Source organism: Micromonospora globispora (assembly GCF_003857015.1).
GTDB lineage: Bacteria > Actinomycetota > Actinomycetes > Mycobacteriales > Micromonosporaceae > Micromonospora > Micromonospora globispora.
In genome coordinates this window covers 1-861 of the sequence record NZ_QGGF01000752.1, presented here as the reverse complement: position 1 = coordinate 861, position 861 = coordinate 1, and the positions used below count along the sequence as shown (strand labels likewise).

At 70.8% G+C, this 861-nt stretch carries 1 protein-coding gene; it reads left to right on the top strand.

Translation table 11 applies throughout. The features are described 5' to 3' along the window. On the top strand, positions 1 to 861 hold an 861-nt coding region (locus tag DKL51_RS33340), incomplete at both ends, for an IS110 family RNA-guided transposase (RefSeq protein WP_124813240.1).

Sequence of the window (861 nt, the reverse complement as noted above, 5' to 3'; positions counted from 1 at the left end):
AAGAAGGCGCTCGGGCAGGGCCGGTTCGGCACCGACCGCGACGGCTACCAGGCCATGCTCGCCGCCGGTCGCAAGCACAAGGACCGCCTGTGGGCGGTCGAGGGCTGCAACGGCATCGGCCGGCATATCGCTCAACACCTGGTCTCCGACGGCGAAACCGTCGTGGACGTTCCCGCGAAGCTGTCCGCCCGGGCCCGGGTGTTCGCCACCGGCCAGGGCCGCAAGACCGACCCGGTCGACGCCCGCAGCGTCGCTGTGGTCGCCCTGCGCACCGAAGGTCTGCGGCAGGTCGTCACCGACGACACCACAGTCGCGTTACGGCTGCTGGTCGACCGCCGTGACCAGCTCGGCCGCGCCCGCACCGACGTGGTCTCCCGGCTGCACCACCTGCTACTCGAACTGGTGCCCGGCGGCGCGAAGAAGGACCTGTCCGCCCAGCAGGCCCGCGCCCTGCTGGGCACCGTGCGCCCGCGCGACGTGGTCGGCAAGACCCGCCGCCGGCTGGCCTCCGAGCTGATCGGCGAACTCGTCGTCATCGACAAGAAGATCAAAATCGCGAAACAGGAGCTCACCGACCTGGTCAACAGCACCGGAAGCCGGCTGATGGACCTGACCGGCATCGGACCGTCCGGCGCCGCCCGCCTGATCGGCGACATCGCAGACATCGCCCGGTTCACCAGCCGCGCCCACTTCGCCTCGTGGAACGGCACCGCACCGATCGACGCCTCGTCCGGCGACCAGAACCGGCACCGGCTCTCCAGAGCCGGGAACCGGCGCATCAACCGGGCGCTGCACATCATGGCCATCGCCCAGCTCCGCCGTGACACCGAAGGGCGCCGCCACTACCGGCGCAGACTGACC